A 13,658-nucleotide genomic window follows, 5' to 3' on the forward strand; every position below is an offset into this window, starting at 1 on the left:
GATTAACTAAACTTGTTATTCAGAGCTACATCCAGTTTCATGAGAAAATCTTTTCCGAATTTATCATTTTCCAACTCTTCATACAGAAACGACGGCAATGTCTTCTCACAATTCTGTTTCTGACTTAAAATTGCCATCGACAATGCTGCAACTGTATCAGTGTCTCCACCATAACCAATTCCTGTCTTTAGGCAATCTTTCATAGAAACAGCTTCAGAAACCATTTTAATTACAGCTTGTGTTGTTGGATATCCATGCATATCAATTGGAGAAGTAATTCTATAATTTTCATTCTCCTTTAAAGTCTGGTTCAAAAAATCTATCAAAGTAGATCCATCACCAAGATTATATTTAAAATAATGAACTGCCAGCGCAATACGTTTTGCACAACTTATTCCTTCAACCGTATTGTGCGAAGTCTTAGCCTGAATCTCACAGAACTCAAGTATTTGTTTGATATCTTTTAAATGTCCAATTGAATATGCTCTCATGGCAGAGCCATTTCCGCTGCTTCCATTATCAATTATTTTGATAAAATCAGAACCATTTTTACTGGCATCCAAAGCATTGTAAACTCTATCCGAATAACCGCGTCTTTTATCTCTGTGAAATACTTCTACAAATTTATCGGCAACTTTTATTTCGTTCCAATTATCATCTTCAAGCAGCAATTCCGAAATTGCAATTGCCATTTGAGTATCATCAGTATATCTTTTATAAATCTCTGTGTACATTCCGTGTTTATCATACTGAGTCAGATTATTGTTTTTAGAAATAAAATCTAAATCTCTAAATTCAAAACCCGCACCGTATGCATCACCTATTGCTGCTTCTAAAATCATAATTGTTGTTTTTGATTATTTAAGATTTAAACTCGATATACTTTGAAGGAACTTCATCTGTCAGCCAAACATTGTTTTCTGACAAATAAAATTTAAATCCGTCTCTGTACATAGCACCGCTTCTAACAGTTAAAATTTGCGGAACTCCTCTTCTGCTTCCCACTTTTGTTGCGGTTTCTTTGTCTTTGGAAAGATGCACATGCTGACGGCTCATTTTCTTTAAGCCCTCTTTCTGAATACTTTCCATGAATTTTCCAACAGTTCCGTGATACAGATATTCTAGAGGTTCTGTTTCTGCTAAATTTAATTCAACCGAAATCGAATGTCCCTGACTTGCACGGATTCTAGTTTTATCTTCGTTATAAGCAAAACGCTTTTTATCGTTATTTTCTACTACGTAATCTAAAAGTTCGGCATCGAGACGATTCCCTTTTTTAGTACATTTTTCTATCAATTCATTGACATCTGCCCAACCGTTTTCGTCTAATTTTAATCCGATTTTTTCTGGCGAATGTCTGAGCACTAAACTTAGAAATTTACTTACTGTTTTTGCTGTATTTTCATTCATGATTTCCAGAAATTTTTAGTTTTTTATTCAATTCCTCGTCTTGAAAAACTAGAGGCTTTTCGGCAGGAATCAAAAGGTTTTCCAATTGTCTTTTCTGCACAAACTCATATTGTTCTTGTACAAAATCCGAAATATCTTCAATCAACAGAATATCTTCTTTCGAAAATGATCTTGTAAATTCATCTCGTAAACCAATCTGAATGGCTCTTCTTTCTAATTTTGATCCGTAAGGGTCGTGATCCGGATCCCACTGTAATCTCACCGAAGATGTTTTTACTTCAATCTGCCATTCTTCATAGCTTTTTCCAAGTGAAGAATCGTGAGTAGAATAAACCGCATTTTGCAAATATTTTTGAAATGCTTCTCTTTTAAGATGAATTGCCAAAACAACTTCTTGTCCTTCTTTTGTTCCCCAGCCGTTTCTGTACATCATCCAAAGAAAATTAGGTTTGATCCACGTCATTCTTTCCAGACTAAATGCACCTCCAAAAAACTGATTTTTTACAGCAAATTCACCGATTTCTTTTCGATACGACTGATAAACAACTATTTTTTCATCGTCATATTGAGCCATTATATGATGACCAGATTTTGGCCATTCTTTTATTTGCTCGTTATATTTTTTTAATTCTATTTTCATTTTATAAATACACAATAGCTTGATTGTGTTTATTTTCTAATTATTTTTTTGTGATTTAAAAATCATAGACCACAGCTTCTATATTCTGATCAGACAGTGTTCTAAGAATAATTGGTTCAATCATTTCCCATTTTCCTCCAGCTAATCCGCAACCAATTCTAGGCATATGAACCGATGCATTGTTTGTTTTTGCGAAATCAGAAACAGTTTTTAACCCTTCTTCAATAGCATTATATCGAATTGGCGCACCTCCATTTTCATCTTTATTGATTTTATACTGACCAATTAAATTTGCCACCCATAAATCTTCTTCAACCTGAACAAACTGCACTTTTCCTAATTCAAAATCATTTTTAGATTTAAACCATTCACGATATTGCTTTTCTGGTGTTTTCCATTTTTTTGAAATTGCCATTACAAACCCTTTTCCCCATGCACCAATATCATTGCAAACGTGAACAATTATCTTATTTTCTGATCCTTCAGGAGATGTAGCATCGCCTTTTATATATTGAATATCTTTCATTTTTATATTTATTTTAATCAAACGTTCCTACGGAACGTAAATTCGATTAATCGATATTTTTTTCTACCGACCAAATGTTCCTAGCGGAACATCTTTAGGATTTTAATTCATCCCTAACCTCCATTAAAGCAAAACCTAAAAGATTCAAACCTTTCCACTTCTCAGGATTTGAAACATCTGTATGATCACTTGCCATTCCGATTCCCCAAATTGGATCAACAGGACTTGCTTCTACAATGACTCTGTCGTTTGTGCTTAACAGAAAGGTTTTCAAGTCGAGATTTTGGCTGAACTTATGAAAGTTCCCTTCTTTTACGATTTCAAATCGGTTTTCTAACCAGATTTTATCATCGTAGTTTCTTACTTTACGTCCTAATTTTTTAGCTTCAGCAGGCGAATTGCATTTTATAATCTTTTCTAAAATTTCCTGATCATTAAATAATTCAGCCTTTTTTGCCATCATCCAATGTTCGGCTGTTTTGTAAGTCACACCATTAACTTCGAAAGAACTTAACCACCACTGGCTGAAGCAGGTTTTAGTAATCGTTCCATCTTTACTTGGCTGATGTCCCCAGAAAAATAAAAATTTACTTTCTGGAGCTATATTGTCTATATTGTATTTCATTTTTTCTATTTTTTGTTTCAGGTTTAAAGTTTCAGGTTTTTCACTGAACTTGAAAACTGTTTTTAACTTGAAACAGTTAGCTTTTTTTGTTTCATGTTTACGTTACACAGAGAACTTGAAACCTGAAACTTGAAACATTTAAATTAATTGATCCAATCCAATTACCTGAACACTTTCTCCTTCAAAATCTTTAAAAGAATTTGTGGTAAAAATTCCGTCGAAGCAGTTTAAAACTTCAAAATCTTTAAAAGAATTTGTGGTAAAAATTCCGTCGAAGCAGTTTAAAACTTCAAAACCTTTATTAAAAATTCCGTGGCTTACCGCTAAGTATAATTTTCCGGCATTTTTCTTTTTTAGTTCTTCTGCTAATCCTACGAAAGTTCCTCCTCCATCGCATATATCATCCACAATTAAACAATCCATTCCGTTTAAATCATCCTCGTAAACTTTAAAGCCAGATAATTTTCCTGTTTTTACATCGCGACTTTTACTGCATTCTACCACTTCAACTCCGCCTAAAAACTCAGAAACTTTGTAGATCTTTTTTAAAGCGCCACCGTCTGGAGAAATCAATTTTACATTTTGACCAATTCTATTCAACACTTCTTTGATGAAAGTATAGTTTGGAATCACTGTACTATTATTCAACAAAGCCGGAGTAACCTCAGAGTGCGCATCAAAAACAAAAACTTTGTTCAATTGCATTGCATTTATAATATCAGCATATACTTTAACAGATAACGGTTCGCCAGGAATCATAACACGATCTTGTCTCGCTGCCGGGAAATACGGAATAAAGAGTTCAATGATTTTAACGTCCATTCTGCGTAACGCATCAACTGTAACACACAATAAACCTAAATCGTTGAAAGAGTTTAGTCTGTGTGTAATTGTCACTTTTCTGTTTACATCAAAATCTAGAGCAATTTTAATGTGTGGTTCTCCACCAGAAAATGTAAAACTTTGAAATTTGATTTCTTCCTGATTTTGAAATGGAGCAAATTTTGGGTCGAGATTTAGTATCATAGTTTTTATTTTGCGTTAATTATACGCAAATGTAGAATTAAATTTTAAATAAACAATTTATTTTGTGTAAAAATTACGCAAACTTTATTTCGAAGTGAAAGCCTTTCTGAATTAACTCATTATATTTCAACTTATTGAACTTAAAAAGTTTTGCTGGACGTCCCGTTTTAATTGGTGAAAATTTTTCAGTTTCTTCTAAAATACCATAACTGAGTATTTTTTTTCTGAAGTTTCTGCGGTCTATTTCTTTTTCTAAAATAGTGCAATAAAGGTTTTCAAGATCTGAGAACAAGAATTCTTCCGGAAGTAAATCGAAACCAATTGGTTCGTATGTCAATTTGGCTTTAAGCCTTTCTATTCCTTTCTTTAAGATTAAATTATGGTCAAAAGCCAAAGGCGGAATTTCATCTATCTTAAACCACTGTACTCGTTCAGCATCTGTATCAGCTTTAATCTCCAAATTCGAAGCGTCAACTAAAGCATAATACGCGACTGAAATCACACGATTTCTCGAATCTCTATGAATGTCATCGCCAAAAGTGTACAATTGTTCCATAAAAGTCAACTGCACATTTGTTTCTTCATGCAATTCACGTATTACTGCATCGCTAAGAGATTCATCATTCTGAACTAAACCTCCTGGTAATGCCCAATATTTATCTGCTGAGCCAAATTTCTGCTCAATCAACAGTGCATATAAACCATTGTTTTTATATCCAAAAACAATCGCATCTACAGCAATTCTAATATTTTGTAATTTTTCCATAATCCTCAATCCTATCAAACAAATATAACGAATGAGAGCCAACTTTATAATTTAATACAAAAGCTTAAATTATAAAATTGACTCTCATCAATATCTTTTAACTTTTCCTAGTTAACCGTAACGGTTCTTTTGGGAACAGAAGTACATTCTGCACCATCTTTTTTAACGGTAACTTCAGCCTTAGCTTCATATGTACCAGCAGCTGCGTAAGTATGCGTTACTGCAGTACCAGTTCCTGTAGTTCCATCACCAAATGTCCATTTCACTCCAACCAAAGTTCCTGTTCCTGTGTACTCAACCGAGTAGTTCATTAACTTCGGATTAGTCGCATCGGTTGAATTATGTAATTTAACAAAAATCGATTCTGCCAAACAATCTACTATCACTTCATCATCGTGTTTACTGCACGAATTGTTCAAAAATACAGTAACAATAAGGATTAACACTGTCGCAATCTTTTTCATTTTTGAAAATTTTAGTGGTTTCTTTATCAAAATTACTCTTTTATGCTACGTGAACAAATGATTGAAATCATAATCTATTTCCGAAAAACAGCTTTAATTCTTTTTCAATAATATCAAAAAAAGACTTTAAGTTATTATTCTTTGGAGTCAATAAATACACAAATTCTTCGGGAACATGAAAACTGTTCCAAACTAACTGCAGTTTATTTTCTTTAATATAATGTCTTGCATTGCAATTCCAAGTTGCAGCGATTCCTTCATTTTTAGCTAAAAGCCTCAACATTTCAGATTCTGATGGAATAATGTAATTCGGAACCATCGAAGGCCTTTTTTTATTAAAAGCATGCAACCAAAATAATTTTATATGCGGAATTCGAGCATCATGACTGTACCATTTTTGTGCATTAAGCCATTGCTCTATTTCATTATAATTATCTGCTTTCAATTTCTGGCGGAATTCTGTTATGTCCAAAGAGGTTGGAGCAACCAGAATCAATTTAATCTTCCCTACGATTTCGTAAGTTGTATCAAAAGTGTCAAATCTTTTTGTGGTAATAGCAAAATCTAATTTTTTAGCATCCACTAAAGCAAAAAGCTCATCATTTTCTGCAAAAGTAAAATCGATTAAATCAAACTTCGAAATCAAAAGATTTCCAATGCAGTCAAAAAGATGTTTTGAGACTCCAACAGAAATTAACCGAGTAGCATCTTCTGCCTTTGCACGAAAACCAGTTTCGACACTTTCCAGACGATCAAGCGCATCTATTATCAAATTATTCAGTAACTTAGCGTATTCGGTTGGCTCTACCCCTTTTGACTTCCGATTAAATAATTTATTTCCAACATGCGCTTCAAGCATTGAAATCTGCTGACTTACGGCAGGCTGACTCATAAACAATTCTTTTGCAGCGATCGAAAAATTACCATTTTTATAAACCGCTTTAAATGTTCTGTACCATTCTAGATTTACCATGATATAATTTTATTTATAACAAACATAGTTTATTTTATTTTTACTGATATCACTTTCGACGTAAATTTGTTCAAAATTTAATATTTATGAAGAAAATAGCATTACTCGCAATAGTTGCATTTACGGCTTTAGGCACATCTGCTGAAGCTCAAAAATCAAATAAAAAAGGGATGAAAAAAGTATTATTTGTTGTAACCAGTAATGATAAGCTGGGCAATACAGGAGAAAAAACAGGATTCTGGTCAGAAGAATTTGCTGCACCGTATTATGAATTATTAGATCAAGGAGTTGATATTACCATTGCTTCTCCACTTGGAGGCCAGCCGCCAATTGATCCAAAAAGTGCTGATCCGGCATCGGCAACTGAAGACACAAAACGTTTTGACGCCGATAAAGTTTTACAGGAAAAGCTAAAAAATACTTTAAAACTTTCGACAGTAAACCAGAAAGATTACGATGCTGTTTTTTATCCCGGAGGTCATGGTCCTCTTTGGGACTTAGTCGAAGATAGAAACTCGATAGCTTTAATTGAATCTTTTTATACTCACAATAAACCGGTAGCTTTTGTTTGTCATGCTCCTGCTGTTCTGAAAAACGTAAAAGTAAACGGCCAATATTTAGTTAAAGGTAAAAAAGTTACCGGATTTACAAATGCCGAAGAAGAAGCGGTTGGTTTAACTAAAGTAGTTCCATTTTTATTGGAAGATGTTTTAGCTTCAAATGGAGCAATTTTTTCTAAAGGGGAAAATTGGCAGCCTTACGCTGTTGCTGATGGACTTTTGATTACGGGCCAAAACCCTGCATCGTCTAAATTGGTAGCTGCAAAATTATTACAAGAGTTGAAATAAAAGGGACTAAGGGACTGAGATGTTAAGGCTCTAAGGTTTTTCTTAGTTGCTTAAAAGCTTAATCTCTTATTTCATTACTATTAAAAAAATTAAACAAATAACAATTGCTAGGTTGCAGATAAGTTCAAAGAAAAAAACTTAGAACCTCAGAATCTTAGCATCTTAGAACCTAAAAAAAAATGCTAAACTTTGAATTATACAATCCGACAAACTTAGTTTTCGGAAAAGGACAAATTGAAAAACTTTCTACTTTAGTACCAAAAGGTGCAAAAATTCTTTTAGCTTATGGCGGTGGAAGTATTTTTAAAAACGGAATTTACGATCAGGTAATTGCGAATCTAAAAGGTTTTGAAATTGTAGAATTTGGCGGAATCGAACCAAACCCAAGATTTGAAACTCTGATGAAAGCCGTTGATGTTATAAAAGCAGAAAAAATCGATTTTATTTTGGCTGTTGGTGGAGGATCTGTAATTGATGGTGTGAAATTTATTTCAGGTGCCGTTCATTTTGAAGGAAATCCAATTGACATTCTTCAAAAACGAATTTTAATTAAAGAAAATGCAATGCCGTTTGGAACTGTTTTGACACTTCCAGCAACGGGAAGCGAAATGAATTCTGGATATGTGGTAACAATTGAAGCGACTCAGGAAAAATTATCTTCTGGAGGAAGTGCTTTGTTTCCGAAATTCTCTATTTGTGATCCGACTGTAATTTCGTCTTTACCAAAAAGACAAATCGAAAATGGTGTTGTAGACGCCTACACACACGTTATGGAGCAATATTTAACGTATCCAACAGATGCTTTTCTTCAGGATAGGATTGCCGAAGGAATTTTACAGACTTTAATTGAAGTTGGTCCTGGCGTTGTACAAAATCCAACCGACTATACTTTGGCTTCTAATTTTATGTGGAGCTGTACAATGGCTTTAAACGGATTAATTCAGAAAGGTGTCCCAAGCGATTGGGCGACTCACATGATTGGTCACGAATTGACAGCACTTTACGAAATTGATCATGCTAGAACTTTGGCGATAATTGGGCCAAGTCTGTACCATGTAATGTTTGAAACTAAAAAAGCAAAACTAGCACAATACGGAAGAAGAATTTTCAACTTAACTGGTTCTGATGAAGAAGTAGCAAAAGAAGCAATAAACAAAACCGTTGAATTTTTCCATACAATGGGAATGGACACTAAACTTTCTCAGTACACAAAAGACTATTCTAATACAGCAGATTTTATCGTAAATCGTTTCGAAGAAAGAGGCTGGAAAGGTTTAGGCGAAAATCAATTGGTAACTTTAGACAAAGTAAAATCAATTGTTGAGCTTAGTTATTAAAAAAGTAATCAGTGTTCAGTTTTTAGTGATCAGTACGCACTTTACTGAATACTAAAAACTGAATACTGCCAACTAAAAAAGGCGTTCTTAACAAGTTTAGGAACGCCTTTTCAAAATACTAAAACAAAACTAACTAACTCAATTTTTTTTAAATTCATTAAAATTCTAATTTATAAACTATTATAACGGAAGGTGATTATTTTTTATTGTATCGCATTTTAAAAAAATATTTTACGCTTAAACTTCTTGAAAGTATTGCAATTAAAGAGCTCTTTCAAAATTTCTTAAAGTAGATTTTGCTTTATTAGCACATTATTAAGTACTTTTGTTTCAAATTAATAAAATAATGAGCGAAAAGTTAAAATTTGCAGTAATTGGAGGAGGAAGTTGGGCAACGGCAATTGCCAAAATGTTATGTGTGAATCTTTCAGAAATTGCGTGGTATATGCGTAATGAATCTGCAATTGAACATCTTCAGAAATACAAACACAATCCGAACTATTTAAGTTCTGTTGAATTTGATACCAACAAGCTTAAACTGACAAGCAATATAAACGAAGCAATAGAATATGCAGATTATATCATTTTTGCTATTCCTTCAGCTTTCTTAGATGCCGAATTAAAAAACATGACGGTTTCTCTAGCCGATAAAATCATTTTTTCTGCTATTAAAGGTATCGTTCCAGAAACAAGCTTAATTGTCGGCGAGCATTTCCATATTCAATACGACATTCCATATTACAACATTGGAGTTATTACAGGACCTTGTCACGCAGAGGAAGTTGCTTTAGAAAGACTTTCTTACTTAACAATTGCATGCGGTGATCCAGAAAAAGCTTGTACTGTAGCAAAATCGCTTTCAGGAAATTATATCAAAGCCAAAATTTCAGACGACATTATCGGAACTGAATATGCAGCGATGCTGAAAAACATTTATTCAATCGCAGCCGGAATTGCACATGGTTTGGGTTATGGCGACAACTTCCAGTCAGTTTTAATGAGTAATGCTATTCGCGAAATGAAAAAATTCATTAGAAAAGTGCATAAAATGAAACGTAACATCAACGATTCGGCTTATTTGGGCGATTTATTGGTTACAGGATATTCTGTTTTCTCTAGAAATAGAATGTTCGGAAATATGATCGGAAAAGGATATACAGTAAAAAGTGCCATGATGGAAATGAGCATGGTTGCCGAAGGATATTACGCAACAAAAAGTGCTTACAAACTAAATCAAGGTTACGGCGCGAAAACGCCAATTATAGATGCTGTTTATGCTGTTTTATATGAAGGAAAAGATGCTAAAACGGTTTTCAAGAAATTGACTGAGTCTTTGGATTAAGTATTCAGTGGTCAGTTTTTTAGTGATCAGTTAAAACAAAATAAAAAAGTCCGAAAAAATATTTTTCGGACTTTTTTATTTTACGCTTAATTTCAATTTAAACCGAATACTGAGACTGATCACTAAAAAACTGACCACTGAATACTACTTCACCATAACCCCTTCAACAAACAAAATTGGCACTTCTTCCGTATTGTTTTCGTCAAGCGAATTGGCTTTAAAAATAAACTTCTTATCGTATAAAGTATTTCCGATGAAGAAAGTCACCATAAACTCGTTATTAAGCGCTAAAAGGCTTTTTTCTACCAATTCTATCTTCACAACAGAAACCGAAGGAACCTCAACAAATGCATGACGCAGAATTGACGTTTTTTTCATTTCTCCATCAATAGTTCCAAATGCTTTTGAAACCACCATTACGCTGTCTAAGTTAAAATCACTATCATTAACCAAGTAAGCGTACCATACTTTTTCCATAAAATCGTCACTCCATTCCTGCACTGCTGCTAGAAATACATTTTCAACTTCTGGAATTATTATATCTTTTTTCATATGAGTCAAAAGTTTTAAAGTCGAAAGTCGAAAGTCAAAAGCCATCACTCTGAGACTTTTGACTTTCGACTTTACAACTTTATGACTTAAAATTAAATATTTGCTTTAAACTGCTCTAAGAAACGAACATCATTTTCGTAGAACATACGAATATCGCCAATTTGGTATAAAAGCATCGCAATACGCTCTACTCCCATTCCGAAAGCAAATCCGTTGTATTCGTCTGGATTGATATCACAGTTTTTCAAAACGTTTGGATCAACCATTCCGCAACCTCCAATTTCTAACCAACCAGTTCCTTTTGTGATACGGTAATCAGTTTCTGTTTTTAGTCCCCAATAAATATCAATTTCGGCACTTGGCTCTGTAAATGGGAAATATGACGGACGAAGACGAATCTTAGATTTTCCGAACATTTCTTTTGTGAAATACAATAATGTCTGCTTCAAATCAGCAAAAGACACATCTTTGTCAATGTATAATCCTTCCACTTGATGGAAAATACAGTGCGAACGAGATGAAATAGCCTCATTACGGAAAACGCGTCCTGGAGAAATGGTACGGATTGGCGGTTTATGATTTTCCATATAACGCACCTGAACAGATGATGTATGCGTACGCAACAACACATCAGGATTAGTCTGAATGAAAAATGTATCCTGCATATCACGCGCTGGGTGATATTCTGGTAAGTTCAATGCTGTAAAGTTATGCCAGTCGTCTTCAATTTCTGGTCCTTCAGAAACGTTGAATCCGATATTAGCAAAAATATCTATAATTTGATTTTTAACGATAGAAATTGGGTGGCGAGAACCGATAATTACAGGTTCTGCCGCACGTGTTAAATCTCCAAAAATTCCTTTAGACTCTTCTTTACTTTCAAGCTCTTCCTGAATAACTCTAACTTTTTCTTCAGCAACCGATTTTAAAGTATTGATTACTTGTCCAAAATCTTTTTTCTGGTCATTTGGAATATTTTTAAATTCAGTAAAAAGTTCTTTCAGCAAACCTTTACTTCCTAAATATTTAATACGGAATTGTTCTAACGATTCTTTATTCTTCTCATTAAAGGCTTTAGCTTCCTCTATGTGCTGTTTTATCTTATCTATCATTTTCCTTCGATAATTGAGAGTACAAATTTAGTGTTTTTAGTTGAAACTGTGCGGTCACAGTCGCAGTTTTCGGTTTTCCGTAAATTATTTTATCAGATTTAACTTTTCTTCAATTTGTTTAATCTTTACATGCCAATAATCTAAACCTTCCTGATTGGTTACGATTTCCTTTTTGTAGTTAGGAGAAATACTGCTTAATTTGTGCCAGTTCTTATTTAAATCTCGTTCTCTTTCTTGTTTATTTGTGGGTTCAATTCTGTTGCGCCAAAAATCCATATTTTTAAAATAGGTCTTTTTTATGCCTTCAAAATACTCTACTAATTTTTCTTTTGAATTCGGAATATAACCTGGTCCACTGCATCCGCAAGAGTGAAACGTAATTCCAACAGAAAACAAACTTTTTATATGTTCCCACTTTTTGACATCATCTTTTTTAGGCGATTCAAAATCTAGTCCCATATTTGCCATAAATTCACCACATTGCGGACATTTGGCTTCAAAAACCGATGCTTCTCCTTTTTTTATATCAACCATCAATCTTCTTTTAAATGTTTTTCGACAATTAAAACAAGCATAATGAGGTTTATAAGATGTCATGGCGTATCTGCACATTTTTTTTAGTGGTCAGTGGTCAGGTTTTTAGTGGTCAGTTTCCGCTTGCTTAGTTACAATTTACAGCACTGAACACTAGGCAACTGAATACTGAACACTAAAAAAAATCTATTCAATAAGCTTTCTTTCTAAAAAATAACTTACAATCGCTTCTTTCATTAAAACCGATTGTTCACCGGCTTTTAACGGCGGTAAATTTTCTTTTACTTTGTAATGAGGCCAGCCTTCGTCGTCGAAATATTCGAATTCGTAAAAACCGTATGGCTCCAACAATCGACAGATGGCAATGTGCATTAAATTTAGTTTTTCATCTTTCTTGTATTCGCGGTGCACTTTTCCGTATTCCTGAACTCCGATTAGGTAAATTATAGCATCCAAATCTAAATCTTCGCCTTGCGAAAACTGATTGGAAAGTATATCAACGAGCTTTTCCCATCGCTCTTTTAATTGTGTATCTCTAGACATTTAATTTATGATTTTTGATTGTAGATTTTAGATTGCTGATTAAAAATCAATTCTGAGGGGGCAGAATCGCAATCTATATTCTAAATTTGATTTGCAAAGATACAGAGTTCGAACTCAATGTGCCTAAAAAAATTAAACACTAAAATTACATCTCCCACAAAACCTTTGAACCTTTGCCTCTCTGCACCTGTGAACCTTAAAAAAAACATATCTTTGCGCCTTTATTAAACACCCGTAAAAAATGAGTTTTTTTGATATTATTGTAGCCGCACTTTTAGGATACAGTTTGTATAAAGGCATTAAAAATGGCCTTTTTGTAGAGGTTGCTTCTTTTATTTCTTTGTTGCTAGGAATTTACCTTGCGATTAAATTTTCTTCGTTAATGACAGGATGGATTTCAAAACATGTTTCGTGGAATCCGACTAATATTCAGATTACGGCTTTTATCTTAACTTTTATTCTTGTTGTAATTGGAGTTTATTTCTTAGCAAAAATTTTAACTGGAATTGCCGATTTTGCCATGCTAGGCTGGATGAACAAACTTGGAGGCGGATTTTTCAGGATATTAAAAACGATTCTTATTCTAAGTATTTTTATTGCCTTGTTTGAGAAAATCAATTTCAATAATACTTTCGCTAAAAAGGAAACTTTAGATAATTATATTTTTTATAATCCAGTAAAGAAAGTTGCTGCTTTTGTATATCCTTCAATTGAGAAATGGTACGAAACGTTTAAAAAAGATCATTCAGAGAAAGCAGAAGAAGAAAAAAAACAGACAGAAAAATAATCGATAAATCGTTTATAATTAAACCCGACAGGTTTTCGAAACCTGTCGGGTTTACTGTTTTATGCAATTTACACATCTAAATAAAGCCCCACCGGGGCAAAATATTTATAGAAATAATTTCCGTAAAGAAAAAAAGCTCCAGCGGAGCGACATATTTGATTATTAAAATTTTA

17 protein-coding genes are annotated in these 13,658 nt (G+C 33.5%); 4 read left to right on the top strand and 13 right to left on the bottom strand.

Annotation, left to right across the window (positions count from 1 at the left end):
* Positions 1 to 2: 2 nt before the first annotated feature.
* The 9 genes from DMA14_RS14015 to DMA14_RS14055 form a co-directional block, all read right to left on the bottom strand.
* The gene (locus DMA14_RS14015) at positions 3 to 842 is read right to left on the bottom strand and encodes an ADP-ribosylglycohydrolase family protein (protein WP_111425240.1); all 840 of its coding nucleotides are present in this window, start codon (positions 840 to 842) and stop codon (positions 3 to 5) included.
* A 19-nt stretch (positions 843 to 861) separates the two neighbouring features.
* A complete protein-coding gene (locus DMA14_RS14020; RefSeq protein ID WP_111425241.1) occupies positions 862 to 1,410 on the bottom strand; it encodes an RNA 2'-phosphotransferase in 549 nt (182 codons plus the stop codon).
* The gene (locus DMA14_RS14025) at positions 1,403 to 2,050 is read right to left on the bottom strand and encodes a DUF4291 domain-containing protein (RefSeq protein ID WP_111425242.1); all 648 of its coding nucleotides are present in this window, start codon (positions 2,048 to 2,050) and stop codon (positions 1,403 to 1,405) included. The genes DMA14_RS14020 and DMA14_RS14025 overlap by 8 nt, the downstream gene beginning before the upstream one ends.
* A 55-nt stretch (positions 2,051 to 2,105) precedes the next feature.
* Positions 2,106 to 2,576: a macro domain-containing protein gene (locus tag DMA14_RS14030; RefSeq protein WP_111425243.1), complete on the bottom strand. Its 471-nt coding sequence runs from the start codon at positions 2,574 to 2,576 to the stop codon at positions 2,106 to 2,108.
* Positions 2,577 to 2,670: 94 nt separating this feature from the next.
* The gene (locus DMA14_RS14035; RefSeq protein WP_111425244.1) at positions 2,671 to 3,201 is read right to left on the bottom strand and encodes an NADAR family protein; all 531 of its coding nucleotides are present in this window, start codon (positions 3,199 to 3,201) and stop codon (positions 2,671 to 2,673) included.
* Positions 3,202 to 3,339: 138 nt separating this feature from the next.
* Positions 3,340 to 4,227 carry a ribose-phosphate diphosphokinase gene (gene prs, locus DMA14_RS14040; protein WP_111425245.1) on the bottom strand — a complete coding sequence of 296 codons (888 nt, stop codon included), beginning with the start codon at positions 4,225 to 4,227 and terminating at the stop codon, positions 3,340 to 3,342.
* A 73-nt stretch (positions 4,228 to 4,300) separates the two neighbouring features.
* Positions 4,301 to 4,993 carry an NUDIX hydrolase gene (locus DMA14_RS14045; RefSeq protein WP_111425246.1) on the bottom strand — a complete coding sequence of 231 codons (693 nt, stop codon included), beginning with the start codon at positions 4,991 to 4,993 and terminating at the stop codon, positions 4,301 to 4,303.
* 107 nt (positions 4,994 to 5,100) lie between these two features.
* A complete protein-coding gene (locus tag DMA14_RS14050; protein ID WP_111425247.1) occupies positions 5,101 to 5,457 on the bottom strand; it encodes a PKD domain-containing protein in 357 nt (118 codons plus the stop codon).
* Between the two features lie 67 nt (positions 5,458 to 5,524).
* On the bottom strand, positions 5,525 to 6,430 hold the full coding sequence (locus DMA14_RS14055; protein WP_111425248.1) for a LysR family transcriptional regulator: 906 nt from the start codon (positions 6,428 to 6,430) through the stop codon (positions 5,525 to 5,527).
* An 86-nt stretch (positions 6,431 to 6,516) separates the two neighbouring features.
* Between DMA14_RS14055 and DMA14_RS14060 the strand changes: the two genes are divergently transcribed.
* The 3 genes from DMA14_RS14060 (at position 6,517) to DMA14_RS14070 (ending at position 9,957) form a co-directional block, all read left to right on the top strand.
* On the top strand, positions 6,517 to 7,278 hold the full coding sequence (locus DMA14_RS14060) for a type 1 glutamine amidotransferase domain-containing protein (protein ID WP_162536289.1): 762 nt from the start codon (positions 6,517 to 6,519) through the stop codon (positions 7,276 to 7,278).
* Between the two features lie 179 nt (positions 7,279 to 7,457).
* Positions 7,458 to 8,615: an iron-containing alcohol dehydrogenase gene (locus tag DMA14_RS14065; protein ID WP_111425249.1), complete on the top strand. Its 1,158-nt coding sequence runs from the start codon at positions 7,458 to 7,460 to the stop codon at positions 8,613 to 8,615.
* 346 nt (positions 8,616 to 8,961) lie between these two features.
* Positions 8,962 to 9,957 (top strand): NAD(P)H-dependent glycerol-3-phosphate dehydrogenase, encoded by a 996-nt coding sequence (locus DMA14_RS14070; RefSeq protein ID WP_008465393.1) that lies wholly within the window; start codon positions 8,962 to 8,964, stop codon positions 9,955 to 9,957.
* Between the two features lie 144 nt (positions 9,958 to 10,101).
* Here DMA14_RS14070 and DMA14_RS14075 read toward each other — a convergent pair whose 3' ends face one another.
* From DMA14_RS14075 to DMA14_RS14090, 4 genes are all read right to left on the bottom strand, one after another.
* Complete coding sequence (locus DMA14_RS14075) at positions 10,102 to 10,509, bottom strand: hypothetical protein (RefSeq protein ID WP_008465394.1); 408 nt, start codon at positions 10,507 to 10,509, stop codon at positions 10,102 to 10,104.
* A gap of 92 nt (positions 10,510 to 10,601) precedes the next feature.
* Positions 10,602 to 11,621 (bottom strand): phenylalanine--tRNA ligase subunit alpha, encoded by a 1,020-nt coding sequence (locus DMA14_RS14080; RefSeq protein WP_111377554.1) that lies wholly within the window; start codon positions 11,619 to 11,621, stop codon positions 10,602 to 10,604.
* 84 nt (positions 11,622 to 11,705) lie between these two features.
* The gene (locus DMA14_RS14085; RefSeq protein ID WP_238989975.1) at positions 11,706 to 12,155 is read right to left on the bottom strand and encodes a hypothetical protein; all 450 of its coding nucleotides are present in this window, start codon (positions 12,153 to 12,155) and stop codon (positions 11,706 to 11,708) included.
* Between the two features lie 186 nt (positions 12,156 to 12,341).
* Positions 12,342 to 12,698: a hypothetical protein gene (locus DMA14_RS14090; protein ID WP_111377556.1), complete on the bottom strand. Its 357-nt coding sequence runs from the start codon at positions 12,696 to 12,698 to the stop codon at positions 12,342 to 12,344.
* A gap of 241 nt (positions 12,699 to 12,939) precedes the next feature.
* Here DMA14_RS14090 and DMA14_RS14095 point away from each other — a divergent pair, with 241 nt between their 5' ends.
* Positions 12,940 to 13,485 carry a CvpA family protein gene (locus DMA14_RS14095; RefSeq protein ID WP_111425251.1) on the top strand — a complete coding sequence of 182 codons (546 nt, stop codon included), beginning with the start codon at positions 12,940 to 12,942 and terminating at the stop codon, positions 13,483 to 13,485.
* Positions 13,486 to 13,658 lie beyond the last annotated feature (173 nt).

Source organism: Flavobacterium sharifuzzamanii, from assembly GCF_003254585.1.
GTDB lineage: Bacteria > Bacteroidota > Bacteroidia > Flavobacteriales > Flavobacteriaceae > Flavobacterium > Flavobacterium sharifuzzamanii.

Bases quoted from the DNA above. Each gene is read 5' to 3' on its own strand.
- DMA14_RS14095 (WP_111425251.1), top strand. From the start codon at position 12,940: ATGAGTTTTTTTGATATTATTGTAGCCGCACTTTTAGGATACAGTTTG.
- DMA14_RS14070 (WP_008465393.1), top strand. From the start codon at position 8,962: ATGAGCGAAAAGTTAAAATTTGCAGTAATTGGAGGAGGAAGTTGGGCA.
- DMA14_RS14035 (WP_111425244.1), bottom strand. From the start codon at position 3,201: ATGAAATACAATATAGACAATATAGCTCCAGAAAGTAAATTTTTATTT.
- DMA14_RS14015 (WP_111425240.1), bottom strand. From the start codon at position 842: ATGATTTTAGAAGCAGCAATAGGTGATGCATACGGTGCGGGTTTTGAA.
- DMA14_RS14045 (WP_111425246.1), bottom strand. From the start codon at position 4,993: ATGGAAAAATTACAAAATATTAGAATTGCTGTAGATGCGATTGTTTTT.
- prs (WP_111425245.1), bottom strand. From the start codon at position 4,227: ATGATACTAAATCTCGACCCAAAATTTGCTCCATTTCAAAATCAGGAA.
- DMA14_RS14075 (WP_008465394.1), bottom strand. From the start codon at position 10,509: ATGAAAAAAGATATAATAATTCCAGAAGTTGAAAATGTATTTCTAGCA.
- DMA14_RS14020 (WP_111425241.1), bottom strand. From the start codon at position 1,410: ATGAATGAAAATACAGCAAAAACAGTAAGTAAATTTCTAAGTTTAGTG.
- DMA14_RS14030 (WP_111425243.1), bottom strand. From the start codon at position 2,576: ATGAAAGATATTCAATATATAAAAGGCGATGCTACATCTCCTGAAGGA.
- DMA14_RS14025 (WP_111425242.1), bottom strand. From the start codon at position 2,050: ATGAAAATAGAATTAAAAAAATATAACGAGCAAATAAAAGAATGGCCA.
- DMA14_RS14055 (WP_111425248.1), bottom strand. From the start codon at position 6,430: ATGGTAAATCTAGAATGGTACAGAACATTTAAAGCGGTTTATAAAAAT.
- DMA14_RS14060 (WP_162536289.1), top strand. From the start codon at position 6,517: ATGAAGAAAATAGCATTACTCGCAATAGTTGCATTTACGGCTTTAGGC.
- DMA14_RS14085 (WP_238989975.1), bottom strand. From the start codon at position 12,155: ATGGTTGATATAAAAAAAGGAGAAGCATCGGTTTTTGAAGCCAAATGT.
- DMA14_RS14050 (WP_111425247.1), bottom strand. From the start codon at position 5,457: ATGAAAAAGATTGCGACAGTGTTAATCCTTATTGTTACTGTATTTTTG.
- DMA14_RS14090 (WP_111377556.1), bottom strand. From the start codon at position 12,698: ATGTCTAGAGATACACAATTAAAAGAGCGATGGGAAAAGCTCGTTGAT.
- DMA14_RS14065 (WP_111425249.1), top strand. From the start codon at position 7,458: ATGCTAAACTTTGAATTATACAATCCGACAAACTTAGTTTTCGGAAAA.
- DMA14_RS14080 (WP_111377554.1), bottom strand. From the start codon at position 11,621: ATGATAGATAAGATAAAACAGCACATAGAGGAAGCTAAAGCCTTTAAT.